Genomic DNA, 14,169 nt, shown 5'->3' on the forward strand with positions numbered 1-14,169 from the left:
TGTCCTGAACTGGACCGGCAGTGCAAGGGCTGACTGCAGGTCCATCTTCGACAGTCGACCTCGTGGCAAGGGACGCGAGCTTTCTCGAACTCTCCTCGTGTGCGCTCAGCAGTGAGAGCGAACAGAATCAAGACATGCACATCCGAGGCGCCGTATGTTGAAGAAGAGCCGCGGGTTCACTCGAATCCGCCTGCGACTCTAGAAGGATCAGTCATGAATGATAACCGCCGCTCGACATCGCGTACACTCACGATCATTGCTTTACTCGTCATCTTCACCGTCGGCGCATGTGCCGCAGGGCAGAACGTCCAAGAGGTCACTGACGGTCTCGGATTCTGGTGGGGGCTGTGGCACGGGATCATCCTGCCCATCACCTTCATCGTTTCCCTGTTCGCGGACACCGTGAGCATTTACGACGTCAACAACAACGGCAACTGGTACGACTTCGGGTTTGTGCTGGGCTTGGCGCTCTTCTCGGGGCCGGCGATGGCCCTGCGCGGGCGTGGATGATCGTCTGACAGCGACTCCGCCAGACCCGACCTACTGCCCGCAGCGGCGATCAGCCGGCTCGCTGTAGTCGGGTATGGGTCGCGAGTCCGCTTCGTCGGCGGTGGATGCAACTCCGTTGCGCTCGATGTCCTCGATCAACCAGTCCATCTCGAAGATCTCCCTGCGCTGTGCCTCGCTGATCTCTACGGCGAGCTCGCACACCCGCACATCCTCCAGATTGGCGCGCTCGGATCGGGTGATTGCCAGAGAGTGATGCGGAATCATTCCGCGCATGAATGCCGTGTCACCGACCGTGGCCTGGCTGCGGTCGAGGAAAGCGCCACCAGCAAGAAGAAGGGCGGAAATCGCGACGACAGCGATGTTCGCCTTGACGTTCTTGTACATGTTGAGCATCCAGGCGAGCATGACGAGACCCATGGCGCCGCCCATGGTGAGTGCCATGAAGATACGGCTCTGGCTGAAGCGGATGTGGCTCAGCTCCCACGAGCCGACGAACATGATTGCATACATGACCACCATCCCGGTGAGGATCATCGCTGCGAATCGGAGATACATCTTGGCCTCCTGGGAGAGGCCTTGGTTATCCTTTTCCTCGTTGTCGGCACGCATGAGTTCAGCTCCTTCTGGTCACGGATTCAGGTTCCTATCTTTATACCAGCGTGAGTGCCGTCCGTCACATGGGAGGGGTTGTTTGGCCCCGACCTGCGACGACTCGAGCCCGCCGAGCCTAGGGAGCTTCAAGCATCCTGCCAGGCCCCGTCCGGACGACGCTGTTTACTATGGTCACCCGCGCTATGGCGCTCGACTGAATGGAGAACGCAATGAGAACGACTGACATGCTCGAGACCTACCCAGGAACCATCAGCATCGACCGCGAGCTTCTTGCGCGGGCGATCGACTCGCTCGTCGCCTGTTCCCAGACATGCACGGCCTGCGCCGATGCCTGTCTGGCTGAAGACTCCGTTGCCGACTTGCGGGACTGCATCAGCTCGGACCTCGTCTGCGCGGAGATCTGCGCGACCACGGCCAGCGTCCTGTCGCGCAGCACCGGCTTCAACGCGGAGGTCGCGGGGGCCCTCCTCCATGCCTGCATTGAGGCATGCCGAGCGTGTGGCGACGAATGCGAGGAGCATGCCCACCACCACGATCACTGCCGGATCTGCGCCGAGGCGTGCCGAGAGTGCGAGAGGGCGTGCAGCGAACTCCTCGCGTCGCTCTAGCGATAGAAAGGCGCAGCCGGCTCGGGACTGCGCCTTTTCATGCCATAAGGATGGCGAGGTCCCGCACCGCGTAGCGGTGATGCTCCCATTCCTCCTCGAGGATGGTGTGAAGGCACGAGCGGACGGGCTTACGCGTGCCGGAGCCGTGGGGGTTGTCCCGGAGCTCGTCGAGCTGCTCCTCGGTGACATCCTCCAGGTAGTCCCGCACGCGGGCCTGCCGGTCGCTCCGTGCCGTGAGGATGTCATCGAAGGACACGCCCTCATCGTCGGCAACGACGTCGTCGACGGGCTCGAGCCCGAGCGGATGGAAGTCATCGCTGCCGAGGATGGCTCTGCCGAGCCAGATATCGGTGGCGAAGACGAGGTGCCGGAGGGTCTGGCTGAACGACCATTCATCGTCGACGCTCTCGGCCAATGCGGACTCGGGCAGAGACAGAGCCTGCGCGACGGTGGCCGACCACGTTGCCTCGAGGGCCGCCCATGCCCGTCGCAGGTCCTCGGGGGCGTGTGCCCGCGTGAGCTCCCGGCCGGGGAAGCGCCGATTCAGCTCCGCGTCGACGAGCGGAATGACGTCAACGCCGTTGACGAGGTGTTTCCCGCCTTGATCAGCCACGGTGAATCGATCTCAACGCTGGCGATTTCGCTGCCGCGCACGACGACGCCGGTGAGGTCGCACGAGACGAATCGTGCGCCGGTGAAGCTCGCGTCGCGAAAGGTCTGCCCCTCGAAGGAATGTTGGCTGTCCATGCCGTCATCGTCCGGGTGACTCGGACGCCCTTCTAAGTGTCAAGCAGCAATCTGCGTCTGATTGATTACCTGGGTTCTGGTTTTGAGCGCGTAGAACATTTCCCGTGCGAGGTATCGTTTCACGCACCTGAGGGCTTCCATTTTGGAGTGCCCTTCGGAGAGTTTCTTCGCCACATAGTCCTGGGTTCTCGGGTCGGTTCTGAGTCTGCCGATCGCGATGATGTGCAGGGCAGAGTTGGCTTGCCGGTCACCACCCCTGTTGAGCCGGTGACGGTGTGTTTTGCCTGATGATGCCGGGATCGGGCTCGCCCCACACAATGCTGCGAACGCGGCTTCTGAAGTCAGCCGGTCGGGGTTGTCTCCCGCAGTGATCAGCAGCTGAGCTGCAGACTCATAGCCGACCGCTGGTTTTTTGATGAGGTCTGGGGCGAGATGATCAACAATGTTTTTGATCATGACATCAAGATCAGCGATCTCATCAGTGAGTTCCAGGTACCTACGTGCAAGGGATTTCAAAGCGATCTTGTACGCGCCAGTGACATCGCGATACTTCGTGAGATCTGGTCGCCATGCGGCTAGGGTGCGGATGAGTTTCATGCGAGTCAGGGTGCGCAGCTGGTCACGGAGTTCGTCTGGTGCTGACACGATGTTCATGCGGATCATCTGTAACGCGACTCGTCTGGCAGCGACCGCAGTTTTACGGGACACTTTCAACACCCGTAGGGATTCAACCAGCCCGTCACGGGTTTTCGGGGTCACGGCACGCACCCGGGCATAGGCTGCGTGAGCAGCATTCTCTGCATCGAGGGTGTCGTCTTTGCCTTTGCGCCTTCGGAGGGCTTGGTCGGGGCCGGTGACTTCGAGTACTTCGATATCTTGTGCGTGGAGGTAGCGCAACAGGCCCGCCCCATAGGTGCCGGTGCATTCCACCCCGATCCTGGCGATCTGTCCGAAGGAGCGTAACCAGTGCACGAGCAGCTTGTACCCATGCCTGGTCGTAGGAAAGAATTCGGTTGCGAGTACCCGGTCGTGCTGATCAACTACCGCAGCAACATGCAGGTCTTTGTGGGTGTCTACGCCACCAACGACAGTGATGAAAGGTTGTGAGGTCATGAGGTTTCTCCAATCGATGTGCATTGTTTGTGGTGCTTTCGTATCGACCGGTAACCTGGACAAGACAGTAAAGAGAAAAGGTGTTCAGGCCCTTCTTGAGTCACATGATCACGGCGAGGCGAAAGCCTCGCCGTGAGTGTTCTCGAATGGTCGACAGGTCCGGGGAAAGACACGCTGGTCGATCAGAGTGTGAGTCAGAACCTTTCGGGAACACTCACGGCACCTGACCGACTGTTCAGGGGTCGATCGCTGTGTGGGTCAAACCATTCGAGAAGATCAGGCACTTCTATTCTTACTATCCGAATGGAGAGGAGAGCAGTGAAAACCCACCGCCCTCCTCGCCGCTGGGCTCCCGAATTCGTAGTCGCAGGACCCGAGCACTCAGCCGTCGCCGGAACCAGGCCCGGTTTCAGCAGGTGTCGCAGCCGCGTTGCGGCGTCTCCACACGGGCTCGACGGCGGCGAGCTCGTCATCGGATGCGACGCGGAAGGGTGCCGTGGCGGGTGCGGGCGGGGCCTGGCGGCCCTGGCCGCGGGTGGCTCGCAGGCTCAGGGCGATCGAGACGCCGATGATCGTCGTGACGACGGCGAGCGAGATCGTTGTGGGGATGTAGAGCAGGTCGACCTTGAGCATCATCTTGATGCCGACCCAGATGAGGACGAGGGCGAGGCCGGTCTTGAGGTAGATGAAGCGGTGGATGAGGTCGGCGAGGAGGAAGTACATGGCTCGCAGGCCGAGGATCGCGAAGGCGTTCGCCGTGAACACGAGGAAGGGCTCGCTCGTGACCGCGAAGATCGCGGGGATGGAGTCGACGGCGAAGATGATGTCGGTGACCTCGACGAGGACGAGGACGGCCAGCAGCGGCGTGGCGACGATGACGCCCGCCCGGCGGACGAGGAAGCGCTGTCCGTAGAACGCATCGGTCATGGGGACCCATCTCCTGAACAGCGCCAGCGCCCGGGATTTCTCCGGGTCGAGGTGCTCGTCCCGCTGGCGGATCATCCGGTACCCGGTCACCAGGAGGAATGCCGCGAAGAGATAGAGCACCCAGGTGAAGTTGGCAATGAGGACGGCGCCGAGGGCGATGAAGATGCCGCGGAACACGAGCGCGCCGAGGACCCCGAGGAAGAGAACCCGGTGCTGATATTCGCGCGGGACCGCGAAGTAGCTGAAGATGATCGCCCAGACGAAGACGTTGTCGACGGCAAGCGACTTCTCGATGAGGTAGCCGGCGAAGTACTGCTGGCCGAATTCCGCGCCGTAGGCGGTCCAGATGATGGCGCCGAAGGCGACTCCGAACGCGACCCAGACAGCCGACCAGAGCGCAGCTTCTCGCACGCTGATGACGTGGGCGCGGCGGTGGGCAATCAGGTCGACGGCGAGCATGACGAGAATGAAGCCGATGACGGCCGCCCAGACCCACAGTGATACTTCCATTGGAAAACCTTCCGATCGATTCGATCGGAGGTCTCTCCCGGCCCATGGGACCCGCTCGCCGGACCCTACTGAGGGACGGAATGACGACGAGGCGTGTGGGGATACTCCCCTCCTGCGCACCAGTTAAACAGACACCCCGCGCCGCGCGCAAGACTCAATTTCTCACCGGTTGCGCACCTCTCAAGACCCTCGGGGCCAAGGACCGGATTGGGTTATCCCGATTCAGGATTCGTGGGGCTGTGGCAGGGCCTTCAACCACGTGAGTGCTTCGTCCAGGCTCTCTCGGACGATGTCGGCGGGGACCGCGCTGGGTGCAGGGTCCTGGAGGCGGCTGGAGACGAGCCCGTAGGCGGCGCCCATGATCATCGCCAGGCGCTGGCTCTCCGGACCCTCGACGGCGAGCTCCTCGCGAACCCGGTTGCTCACGCTGTCCCAGACGGTCCAGAGGACGTCCCTGCCGTAGGGGCCGAACGAGGCGTGCTCGCGGCTCAGTCGGAAGATCGTTCCGAGCATGTCGGGCATGCCGCCCTCGAGGAGGTGGTGGACGACCGAGGTCACCGCGGTGAGCGTGTCGCCGTCCTCAGGCGGGACCCAGCTGGCCAGCCGCTCGCGGACCAGGTCGACCGGACGGGCCGCCACCGCCTCCTCCTTGTTCGCGAAATAGTTGGAGAAGGTGCGCCGCGATACGGGGATGGCGGCCGTGATCTCGTCGATCGTCACGTGATCGAAGCCCCTCGCGAGCACCAGGTCATAGGCGGTGCTCGCGAGGGCGCGGCGGGTGGCCGCGCGTTTGGCTTCTCTCAGGCTGGGTGTCATCGCGTCGATTTTACCGGACAGGCTGCAGTTCGGAATCGCCCTTAGGCACGTTCGCCTCGAGGTCCTGGTCGAGCGTCGAGCCTTCGACGTCGAGGTCGGGGAGGATGCGATCGAGCCACGCCGGCAGCCACCAGGCGGCGCGACCCGCGACGCTGATGACGGCCGGCATGAGCGTCATCCGCACGAGGAAGGCATCGATGAGGATGCCGACGGCGAGCGCGAAGCCGAACTGGCGGACCATCATGTCGTCGGTCAGGATGAAGACCCCGAAGACGGAGACCATGATGAGTGCGGCCGCGACGACGACTCGGCTTGAGTGGGTGAAGCCGGAGATGACGGACTCCCGTGGTGCCGCGCCGTGCACGCGGGCCTCGCGGATCGACGTTCCGATGAACAGCTGGTAGTCCATGGCGAGGCCGTAGAGGATGCCGGCCGCCATGATCGGCAGGAAGCTGAGTACGGTGCCCGGCTGGTCGACTCCGGCGATTCGGCCCAGTTCGGCCGTGCCGAACACGGCGGTCGTCAGCCCGAACGTTGCGCCGATCGTGAGCAGGAATCCTGCCGTCGCAGCGATCGGGATGACGAGTGACCGGAACACGAGAGTGAGCACGATGAGGGACAGGCCCGCGACGACGGCGAGGTAGACGGGGATGGCGTCGGCGAGGCGTTCTGAGAGGTCGATGTTGATGGCCGTCAGTCCGGTGACTCCAACATCCTCCGCACCGATGATGACACCCGGCTCGCGGAGCGTGTTGACGAGGAGTTCCGTCTCCTCCGACATGGGCCCGGATTCGGGAGTGACCTCGTACATCTCGACGCTCCGATCGGCGCTGGTCCCCCTGAGTGCTGCGTTGGCGACGCCGTCGATCTCCGTCAGTCCCGCGAGGGTGGCCTGGAGCTGGTGGGTGTCGGGGTCGCCGCCGGACCGTTCGACGGCCACGAGCAGGGGGCCGTTCGCTCCTTCGCCGAGTGCCTGAGCCGTGAGGTCGCTGTTCGTGCGCTCGGGGGAGCCGACAGGCGAGGCGCCGCCGGTCGGCATGCCCAGCCTCATATCGGCAGCGGGGACGGCGAGCAGTCCCAGTGCGACGGTGACGCCGAGCACGGCGATCCAGGGGCGGGCCGTCGTGGCCTGCGCCCACCGCCTGCTCGCCCTGGGCCTGCTGTCGTCCCGTATCATCGCCCGACCGCGGTGCTTGAGGCTGACGATCCTCTCTCCCACCAGCCCGAGGAGGGCAGGCAGGGCGGTGATGGAGATGAGGACCGCGATCGTCACGGTCGCGGCTGCGGCGAGCGCCATGGTCGACACGAAGGTGATGTCGAGGATGAGGAGCCCGAGAAGGGCGATGACGACAGTCAGGCCCGCGAATACGACTGCCGAGCCGGAGGTGCCGACGGCCCTGCTTGTCGCCTCCCTCGCGCTCATCCCTCCAAGAATGAGGGCTCGCTGCTTGTGGAGAATGAAGAGGGCGTAGTCGATGCCGACCGCGAGACCGAGCATGAGAGCGAGGACCGGCGTTGTCGACGTCATTGGATAGAACTCAGACAAGCCGAATGCTCCGCCGACGCCGATGGCGACGCCGACGAGGGCTGTGAGGATCGGAAGTCCGGCGGCCACCAGCGAGCCGAGGGTGAGGACGAGGACGACCGCCGCGACGAGGACGCCGACTGCCTCGTGCCCGCCGATCGGCGGTTCGATGGGAAGAAGGGATGAACTGGGGCTCGCGACGAGCCCGGCGGACCCGACCTCGGACTCGACGAGGCTGATGATGCCCTCGGTCGTTCCGCTCGGCAGGTCATCGAGCTGAGCCGTGAGCTGGAGGGAGTAGACGGCGATCGTGCCATCGTCGCTCACAGTCACCCCGGGCACTGCCTCGCCATCGACGATGAGCGGCTCACCCGTCGGCGCGACGCCCCGCTGCAGATTCTCGAGTTCGGCTGTCATTGTCTCAAGGCGCTCGCGGACGGCCGCGTCGACCTCCGCGATCGGGTCGCTCGAGCTGGCGAGCATCGCGGCCGTGTCGGGTCCCATCGCCTCGTGCAGGAGCGCGGCCGCCTCGGGATCGTTCGTCATACCGTCGAGAGAGGCCATGAGGTCGGAGACCTGCTCGAGCTTCTCCGCCGGGGCGGCGGACTGTGCCGCGTCGACCTCGGTGCGCATCTGTCCCACCTGCTCCATCTGAGAGGAGAGGCCAGTCTCCAGCTCAGGGAGGGCGGTCAACATCGACTGCGGATTCTGGGCCGAGCCCATCATCTCCGCCTGCCACGGCTCGGGCTGCACGGGCGCACCCTGGTCGAGCGCGGCGATCTGGCCGACAACTGTGGCGTGGCGGTCGGCAAGGGTCGCCTCGAGCGTGCTCAGTCCGTCCTCGACCTGCGCGAGCTGCTCATCCATCTGCTCGGCCGCCTGCTCGTAGGCGAGGTCGGTGATCGTTGATTCGAGCTCGGCCATCTGATCGGCGCGCATGGCCATGCGGTCGACGACGTGGTCACCGCTCTCGACGGTGCGGACGGTGCGGGCGATGAGGGCCCGGTCGTCCTCGCTCAGGACGCGGCCGTCGGCCGCGTTGAATGCGATCGACCCCTGTGTGCCCGCCGCCTCCGGCATCTCCTGCTGGATCTCATCGAGCACCTCCTGGGCGGGCGTGCCATCGACTTTGACGCTCGTCTCGATTCTCGTGTCGGACGTGAGCACGAGTCCGATCGTGCCGACGAGGACGAGGAGCCAGACGGTGAGGACGAGGAGCGGTCTCCGGAAGGAGAACGCGCCGAGGCGGGCGAGGAGTCTGGACATGGTGGGGCCTTTCCACAGAGTGACTCCGCCATTGAAACACGCTTGTTGCTCATTGTGCAAACTTGCCGACTGGGCAGAATGGGGATTCCGGGGGCATCTCTCTGCAGATGCAGGGCGGAGACGTGCCGCGTAGATTGTTCCCAGCCGCCCGGGCGGGCGGATTCGAAGGCGGTCACCATGGAGAAGCTTGTTCGAGTCGAGCCGGGTCGCGGCGGCATCACCCGCCGCCGCGCGGGGAGGGGATTCACCTACCTGTCCGCGAACGGCCGGAGGGTGAGGTCCGAGCGGATCCTCTCCCGAATCGAAGCGCTCGTCATTCCGCCAGCGTGGACGGACGTGTGGATCGCCTCCCAGCCGAACGGCCACATCCAGGCAACGGGGGTCGATGAGGCGGGTAGGAGGCAGTACCTCTACCACCCGAAGTGGCGGGAGATGAGGGACAGCGAGAAGTTCACGCGCTCGCTCTCGTTCGCGCAGAGCCTCCCCTCGATCCGCAGGGCAGTGACCCGCGACCTCAAGCAGACGTCCGACGGCCGGACGAGGGCGCTCGCGGCCGCCGTCCGCCTCATCGATCGGGCGGGCCTTCGAGTGGGCGGCCAGGAGTACGCCGATGAGAATGGATCCTTCGGCGCATCAACGCTCCAGCGCCGGCACGTGACCATCGAGGACGACACGGTCCACCTGCGGTTCAAGGGCAAGTCGGCTGGCGATTGGGATGTCGTCCTCGACGATGATCTGCTCCTGGCGTTCTTCGAGGAGATACCGAAGAGCCCTCGCGGCGCGCCGGCGATCTGTTACGCGGTGACGTCCGGGCGCCGCAAGGAATGGAAGGGTGTCTCGGCGGGGGACATCAACAACTACATCGGTGACCTGGCGGGGCCGCACTTCACCGCCAAGGACTTTCGAACGTGGCAGGGAACCGTCATCGCCGCGCGATCGCTCGCGCAGGCGTTCCGCCGGGGCCTCACCGCGCCCGAGGCGCAGCGCGCCGCGATCAAGGAGGCGGCTGAGAGGCTGCACAACACCCCGGCGGTCGCTCGGGATTCCTACATCAATCCGCGGGTCGTTGAACTCTTTGAGAAGGGTCGAGTCGCCGACCTCAAGCGGCAGTCGGATCAGGCGGTGGTCCGGCTGCTCATGAGTGGGTGAGTCAGGAGTCGCGGGTGAGCTCGGAGACCAGGTGGTTGCTCATCGGCTGACCGACGGCCGACATGTCGAGACCCGTCACCAGGGTGTCCCCGGTGAGGCGATACTCGCGCATCATCGCGTCGACCGTTTTCGCTGTGCCTGAGTTGAGCACCCGGGAGCGCAGCGAGATGACGAGGCCACCCTCGGTCTGTTCCAGCGAGCCCTCGGCCATCTCAGACTGCCCGGTGGGCAGGGCGATGACGAACTCGATGACGCCGGGTGCCGGGTGGCGGAGATAGCCCGTCTCCACGTGCATCGGCTGACCCGCGGGCGACCAGGATCGCTGCTGGTAGGCGAGGAAGGGCTTGCCGATGTTCGTGAACGTCAGCTCTTCGGTGTAGCTGAAGGTCTTGATTGTCGGGTACTGGCCGGTCGCGGGTCCCCGCCAGACGCCGATCAGGCCCGCGAGCGGGGCCAGCTGTTCGTGAAGTTCCATACCCTCACTCTAAGTCGAGGGCATGGCTGGCAGGGGTGGAACGGCTGTCGGTGGACTCAGGCGATCGGCTCGGTCGGTTCCGGGGGCAGGGGGATCTGGATGCGGCCGGTGAGGTTGAGTCTCCTCATCTCCACCATCATCTCGCCCGTCACCTCGAACGGCTCTTCCCAGGTGAACGACCATCCGTGGGGGACGATGTCCATCGTGCACGCCCGGCCGGGCTCGGCTGGGTCGAAGTCGATTTCGATCCGCTCGCCATCCGTCCACGCCTCGGTCGGGACCGGGTAGCAGCCCTCGGTGCTCGACCCCTGTGTGTAGACGTGGAAGGTCTCGCCGGGCGTCTCCCACGTGACGATTGCGGGTGACTCCGACATGGGGAGCTCGACATCCGCCTTAAGCTCCTCCGGTTCAGCGGTCTGGCCGTCGGAGCGCCCCTCACCCGCGTCGTCCGTTGGTTCCTCCGAGGTCGGCTCCTCGGTGGGCTCGTCCGAGGTGGGCCTTTCGGTGGCGGGGGCCCGCGATGTGTGGGTGTCGCGATAGTCCTGCACGTTGTTGTCCGAGCACGCTGACAGGAGCATGGCGGCGGCCGCGAGGCCGACTGCTACAGTTCTGATTCTCATCCGTCCCTCACCCCTCTCCGGCGCCCGCCGGTATGGTGACAGAGATTACCAATTCAACCTGCGAAAAGGCAGAGCGAGAAAGTCGCTGCGGCAGGTCTCCTCTCCCCAAGAGCGCTCGTGGTGTGTCGATGGCGGGGCGTTCGGATTCGGCTTCGGACGATATCTGTACAGGTCACAGCCGTGGGAGTAGTCTCGGTCACTACGGCGATAGGGGATGCGATGAAGCTGAGCGTCAATCTATTCATGACCCTGGACGGCGTGAACCAGGCTCCCGGAAGCCCCGACGAGGACCGTCGGGGCGGGTTCCATGAGGGCGGCTGGCTCATGGCGTATTTCGATGAGGGCTGCGGCCGCGAGGTCGATCGCTGGTTCAGCAGGTGCGACGAGCTGCTGCTCGGGCGCAACACCTTTGACGCCTTCTCCTCCTACTGGTCGCAGGTGACCGATGAGGGGGATTCGGTCGCGCGGATCCTCAGCGAGCGGCCCAAACATGTCGTCACCTCGAGGCACCTCGAGGGGGAGTGGGCGAGTACGAGCCATCCCCTGAGCGGCGACTTCCTCAACGACATCCGCCTCCTCAAGAAACAGGAGAGTGAGAAGGAGCTTCAGGTCCACGGCAGCATTCAGCTGGCCCGGGAGCTCCACGAGACCGGCATGATCGATATCTACCGACTCCTCATCGCCCCCGTCGTCGTCGGCGAAGGTGCGGGAATCTTCTATGGATCGGGCCCGGCGTATTCGATGAGGGTCACCCACCACGCGGTCACCGACAGTGGCGTCACCTCGCTCGAGCTCGAGCCCGGTGATTTCGTCAGCGATCGCAGCCCAGCCATTCGCGAAGGCCGAAGCATAATCGAGTAGTCCGCCGCTGACAGAGCGAGCGCCACTCACACGCGAGGGCAGCTTTCCCTTGGCCTTGTCAGCGGTCATGCATCCGCTCGGGAATTCAGCGCCCAACGGTGTCATCGGTCGGGGATCCACGCGTCCATTTGAGCTGACACCAGTGTGCGGCAGAGTCGCGATACGCTGCCAGTGGGCGAGATCGGGTGGATGAGCGACCGTGTCTGCCTCGACGGACTGAAGGGTGCTGTCGCGTCGGCACAGTTCTGGGGCCAGCCGTCAGGCTGGCCCCAGGGTGTCCCCGTCAGCTCGGCTGGCTGGGGTTCGTGGTCTCAGTAGTGGCCGGGCGGGTCGCTGGCAGGGAAGGATTCCTCGCCCCACTCGTCGATGATGTCGTCGGCGTCGTGGCGCAGCTTCTCCCGCTCCTCCTCGAGGGCGATGGCCTTCGCCTCGTCGTCGGCGACGTCCGATGCGTCGGCCGTGCCTGATTCGGGCTCGTACTTGTTGGTCGACTTCATGACGAAATCGGCTGGATCGGTCTCCATGTCCTCACTCCTCATGTCGCTCATCTCCTTCAGAACCCTCCGGGGAGAACGTCGGCACGTCGTCCCGGAAAGCTCTGCCTCGAGCATACTCGTGCACCTCGTCCAGCGCTCTGACCTGCTCCCACACATCCTCCTCGAGGCTTGCGAAGATGTTCGGGTCCAGGCCGAGATCCTCCGCGTTGTCGTGGAGCACCTGCCAGCCGCCGAGCTTGCCGACGACGGCTGAGCGCATGAGCTCCGCCTCGAGGACGAGCGTCATGGGGGAGCGGGACAGGACACGATTGTTGAGCTTGAGTCGGCCCACGTGCTCGCCCACCCAGGCGGCCGCCTGGCGGTAGGGCTTCTGCTTGAACCCGAGATCGTGGATGATCTGCTGGAGCAGGGCGCGCTCGCGGCGGATCTTGTCCGCCACCTGGGAGATCTGCGGATAAACGGGGGTGTCGACGAAGTCCTTCTCCATCCGCTCGATCCGCTCCGTCCCCGCCGTCGCACCCGTCAGGTGATCGGAGAGGTAGAGCTCGATGAGGTCCTTCGTTACCCGGTCGGAGATCCCGGACGCGCCGCGGCCGAACTCGCCCTGGGGAGCATCTCCCCGAAGCGACACATCCTCATCCCCACTCGGTGTCTCCTCCGAGGCGCCCTCACCGACGGTTGTGCGCATGCCCGGCACGGTCGAGTAATCGCGATCGCGGGGCCGCAGCGGGACGGAGTCGCCGCCCTCGCCCTTGATCATGGCGGCGATGAGTTCGCGGAGCGCGTCGGCCGCGGAGTGGGTCGGATGCCAGCCGAGTTCGGTCTTGGCGCGGCTGTTGTCCATCATCGGCACAGACAGCGCCATGTCGATCCAGCCCGCGTCCATCGCCACCATGTTCGTCTTGTGGCTGCCCGCGATCGCGGCGCGAACGAGGCCCGCGGGAAGATGCACGTAGCGGCCCTGGCCGACGATGTCGGCGAGATCCTGCGGGGTGAGAATATCGTCCGCGCAGATGTTGAACGCACCGCCGGCCCGCTTGACGGCAGCGAGCGCGTAGGCCTCGCCGATGTCGTCCGCGTGGACGGCCTGCACTCCTGACAGGCCCTTCGGCAGCGGCAGCACGGGCGGTGTCATCTTGTCGAGCGCCTGGACGGGGACATGGGTGCCGAGGAAGTAGCGCTGGATCTCCGAGGCGGCCGGGGCCTGGAAGATGAGGGCGGGGCGGATTCGGGTAACGGTGATGTTCGGGTAGGCGGCCGAGAAGTCATCGAGCACGCGCTCCTGCGCCGCCTTGTCGACGCTGTAATGGGAGGTCTGAATGCCCTCGGTCGGCCACTCCTCGTCGCGCACAGCCTGCTCGGAATCGGGCGAGTAGGCGGCGACGGAGGAGGCGACAATGAGGTGCTTGACGCCCGCCTCGACGGCGGCCTGGGCGACATGAGCGGTGCCGTGCACATTGACCCTGCGAAGCAGGTCCCGCTCGTCGTTCGGCTGGATGAGCCACGCGAGGTGGATGACGGTGTCGACACCTTGGAAGGCCTCCCGCAGCCGGTCGAGCGCATCCTCCTCATGAATGGCGGCGCCGACATCAATCGACTCCCACTCGCACCCGACATAGGGTTCCGCGTCCATGTCCGGCATGCGGCGGGCGATGCCGAGGATCGAATCGACCTCGTCCTTCTTCTTCAGCGCCCTGAGCACGGATGTGCCGGCGTTTCCGGTTGCTCCAACAACTGCGACTCGCATCTGTCCACTCCTTCACACCCCGGCGCTGCGCCGGGGATTCGTCACGCTAATGCCACTTTCTGGGAATACCTGCAAATACCTCTGGTCCTCTACTGCACCGCCGGTTCCTCTCCGTGAGATCCGGGATGCGCCGCGCCTGGCCGTTTTCTGACGGGGGCCGCGCGGGTGCTGCCACGGAGACGTTCC

Annotated in this window: 15 protein-coding genes; 4 read left to right on the forward strand and 11 right to left on the reverse strand. The window is 64.8% G+C overall.

Annotated elements, in window-relative coordinates; translation table 11 throughout:
* The first annotated feature begins 213 nt into the window (after positions 1-213).
* Positions 214-510 (forward strand): hypothetical protein, encoded by a 297-nt coding sequence (locus tag EJO69_RS09905; protein WP_126041436.1) that lies wholly within the window; start codon positions 214-216, stop codon positions 508-510.
* A 30-nt stretch (positions 511-540) separates the two neighbouring features.
* On the opposite strand, the gene EJO69_RS09910 is transcribed toward EJO69_RS09905, so the two are convergent.
* Positions 541-1,119 carry a DUF305 domain-containing protein gene (locus EJO69_RS09910; protein WP_211331422.1) on the reverse strand — a complete coding sequence of 193 codons (579 nt, stop codon included), beginning with the start codon at positions 1,117-1,119 and terminating at the stop codon, positions 541-543.
* A gap of 212 nt (positions 1,120-1,331) precedes the next feature.
* Here EJO69_RS09910 and EJO69_RS09915 point away from each other — a divergent pair, with 212 nt between their 5' ends.
* Complete coding sequence (locus EJO69_RS09915; protein WP_126041438.1) at positions 1,332-1,730, forward strand: four-helix bundle copper-binding protein; 399 nt, start codon at positions 1,332-1,334, stop codon at positions 1,728-1,730.
* A gap of 37 nt (positions 1,731-1,767) precedes the next feature.
* Here the strand turns inward: EJO69_RS09915 and EJO69_RS09920 are convergent, their stop codons facing one another.
* The 6 genes from EJO69_RS09920 to EJO69_RS09940 all read right to left on the reverse strand — a co-directional run bounded on the left by EJO69_RS09920 (position 1,768) and on the right by EJO69_RS09940 (position 8,634).
* Positions 1,768-2,343, reverse strand: a complete 576-nt coding sequence (locus tag EJO69_RS09920) for a DinB family protein (protein ID WP_211331423.1) — start codon at positions 2,341-2,343, stop codon at positions 1,768-1,770.
* Positions 2,274-2,477 carry a pentapeptide repeat-containing protein gene (locus EJO69_RS12460; RefSeq protein WP_211331424.1) on the reverse strand — a complete coding sequence of 68 codons (204 nt, stop codon included), beginning with the start codon at positions 2,475-2,477 and terminating at the stop codon, positions 2,274-2,276. Before EJO69_RS12460 ends, EJO69_RS09920 begins: the two co-directional genes overlap by 70 nt.
* A gap of 39 nt (positions 2,478-2,516) precedes the next feature.
* A complete protein-coding gene (locus EJO69_RS09925) occupies positions 2,517-3,590 on the reverse strand; it encodes an IS110 family RNA-guided transposase (RefSeq protein WP_126042269.1) in 1,074 nt (357 codons plus the stop codon).
* Positions 3,591-3,971: 381 nt separating this feature from the next.
* Positions 3,972-5,027: a TerC family protein gene (locus tag EJO69_RS09930; RefSeq protein ID WP_126041440.1), complete on the reverse strand. Its 1,056-nt coding sequence runs from the start codon at positions 5,025-5,027 to the stop codon at positions 3,972-3,974.
* A gap of 222 nt (positions 5,028-5,249) precedes the next feature.
* The gene (locus tag EJO69_RS09935) at positions 5,250-5,843 is read right to left on the reverse strand and encodes a TetR/AcrR family transcriptional regulator (protein WP_126041442.1); all 594 of its coding nucleotides are present in this window, start codon (positions 5,841-5,843) and stop codon (positions 5,250-5,252) included.
* A 10-nt stretch (positions 5,844-5,853) separates the two neighbouring features.
* Positions 5,854-8,634, reverse strand: a complete 2,781-nt coding sequence (locus EJO69_RS09940; protein ID WP_126041444.1) for an MMPL family transporter — start codon at positions 8,632-8,634, stop codon at positions 5,854-5,856.
* A 177-nt stretch (positions 8,635-8,811) separates the two neighbouring features.
* On the opposite strand from EJO69_RS09940, the gene EJO69_RS09945 reads away from it, so the two are divergent.
* Positions 8,812-9,783 (forward strand): DNA topoisomerase IB, encoded by a 972-nt coding sequence (locus EJO69_RS09945; RefSeq protein ID WP_126041446.1) that lies wholly within the window; start codon positions 8,812-8,814, stop codon positions 9,781-9,783.
* A gap of 1 nt (position 9,784) precedes the next feature.
* Here EJO69_RS09945 and EJO69_RS09950 read toward each other — a convergent pair whose 3' ends face one another.
* Together EJO69_RS09950 and EJO69_RS09955 are read right to left on the reverse strand one after the other, a co-directional pair.
* On the reverse strand, positions 9,785-10,258 hold the full coding sequence (locus EJO69_RS09950) for a heme-binding beta-barrel domain-containing protein (RefSeq protein WP_126041448.1): 474 nt from the start codon (positions 10,256-10,258) through the stop codon (positions 9,785-9,787).
* A 56-nt stretch (positions 10,259-10,314) separates the two neighbouring features.
* Positions 10,315-10,878, reverse strand: a complete 564-nt coding sequence (locus tag EJO69_RS09955; RefSeq protein ID WP_126041450.1) for a hypothetical protein — start codon at positions 10,876-10,878, stop codon at positions 10,315-10,317.
* Positions 10,879-11,097: 219 nt separating this feature from the next.
* Between EJO69_RS09955 and EJO69_RS09960 the strand changes: the two genes are divergently transcribed.
* Positions 11,098-11,739, forward strand: coding sequence for a dihydrofolate reductase family protein (locus tag EJO69_RS09960; RefSeq protein WP_126041452.1), 642 nt, complete (start codon positions 11,098-11,100; stop codon positions 11,737-11,739).
* Between the two features lie 311 nt (positions 11,740-12,050).
* Here the strand turns inward: EJO69_RS09960 and EJO69_RS09965 are convergent, their stop codons facing one another.
* Positions 12,051-12,263, reverse strand: coding sequence for a hypothetical protein (locus EJO69_RS09965; protein WP_126041454.1), 213 nt, complete (start codon positions 12,261-12,263; stop codon positions 12,051-12,053).
* A gap of 4 nt (positions 12,264-12,267) precedes the next feature.
* Positions 12,268-13,983 carry an NAD-dependent epimerase/dehydratase family protein gene (locus EJO69_RS09970; RefSeq protein WP_126041456.1) on the reverse strand — a complete coding sequence of 572 codons (1,716 nt, stop codon included), beginning with the start codon at positions 13,981-13,983 and terminating at the stop codon, positions 12,268-12,270.
* Positions 13,984-14,169 lie beyond the last annotated feature (186 nt).

This window comes from Flaviflexus salsibiostraticola (genome assembly GCF_003952265.1).
Taxonomy (GTDB): Bacteria; Actinomycetota; Actinomycetes; order Actinomycetales; family Actinomycetaceae; genus Flaviflexus; species Flaviflexus salsibiostraticola.